2 protein-coding genes are annotated in these 1,219 nt (G+C 41.7%); both read right to left on the minus strand.

What is annotated here, in order from left to right; genetic code table 11:
* Positions 1–324 precede the first annotated feature (324 nt).
* On the minus strand, positions 325–768 hold the full coding sequence (locus F6K49_RS50615) for a type II toxin-antitoxin system VapC family toxin (RefSeq protein WP_293068341.1): 444 nt from the start codon (positions 766–768) through the stop codon (positions 325–327).
* On the minus strand, positions 768–1,025 hold the full coding sequence (locus F6K49_RS50620) for a hypothetical protein (protein ID WP_293068344.1): 258 nt from the start codon (positions 1,023–1,025) through the stop codon (positions 768–770). Before F6K49_RS50620 ends, F6K49_RS50615 begins: the two co-directional genes overlap by 1 nt.
* Positions 1,026–1,219: the final 194 nt, after the last annotated feature.

Genomic DNA, 1,219 nt, shown 5'->3' on the forward strand with positions numbered 1-1,219 from the left:
TTGGGGGAAATTTTTATTAAGGGTAATTATCCCGAAATGATATAATAAACTTTAATGTACTTCATCAGTATGATCAACTATATATAGCAATTATCATAGCTAAGTACAAAATTTCGGGATTTTAGGGAACAGGGAACAGGGAACAGGGAACAGGGAACAGAGAATAGGGAACAGAGAATAGGGAATAGGGATGCACTGCATCAAGACTGTACCTCATAACTACGATAAAAACTATAAATGCAACACTTAGGTGCCGTGATTTCCCTACGGTCACGCGGGGCGCGATTGACCTTTGGTCACGCGGGGCGCGTTCGCAAATTGAGATTATAACCAGGATTCCAAAAGTAATGCTCTGACCTGCTGCATCCGCTGAAAATCCCTATCTGCTGAGACGATGATCAATCCATGGCGCAATGCGATTGCAGCAATCCATAAATCGTTATCACTAATCCCTATTTCTTGAATTTTGGTTTTTCGTCGCTTCTTTCGGTCTTTCGGTCCAAAATACTGCAATATCTCGGCTTTAAATTGACCATAGATATCAGCTGTTTCATTATCTACTGGATAGATATAAATACCTTGAATAAAGGCTTGCACTCGTGCTATATTAGTAGCCTTTTGTTCGGAATTTTGAACCATAAACATCAGTTCCCCCCGAACAATAGTGCAGGTACAAACTGGTACATTACCTTTGTCCCACATCCGTTGAAGTACGGCTGGATTGCCTGCAATCAGTAAACTACAATGGTTAGTATCCAGCAGATACATTATTCAAACGCCACTTCAGAGCGGTTTTCATAAACTAGGCGAAGACATTCTTCTAAGTCATCACCTTCCCAGGTTCCTGCGTATTTCAATAGAGACTGGGCAGTAGACCTAGGAGGAAAAGAGGTGGGCTTGTCGGGAGACTCAGTGTGTGGTTGATCAGACAGAACAATAACCCGAACTCGTTTTCCAGCTAGTTTTTCCCCTTGGTCAATAATCTCTTCCCAGGTTCCTTCTAATTCTAGGGGGTCTGCGGTCATAGAGTTTTTTGAGTATAATAATGTCTCTAGTTTACTCGAGCTCGAACCCCTTCACCAGTATTTATAGGGTCTTAATACACTCTCGAAAAAGAAGAGATTGAGGCAGATTAATTGGGGTTGGGGACAAATACAGTCAATCCGTTGGGAATACATTCAACTTTGATAGGAGTTGTTCCAATGACTTCTCCATCCAA

This window comes from Moorena sp. SIO3I6, assembly GCF_010672095.1.

Excerpts from the sequence above, each read along its gene's own strand:
- F6K49_RS50620 (WP_293068344.1), bottom strand. The coding sequence starts at position 1,025 with ATGACCGCAGACCCCCTAGAATTAGAAGGAACCTGGGAAGAGATTATT.
- F6K49_RS50615 (WP_293068341.1), bottom strand. The coding sequence starts at position 768 with ATGTATCTGCTGGATACTAACCATTGTAGTTTACTGATTGCAGGCAAT.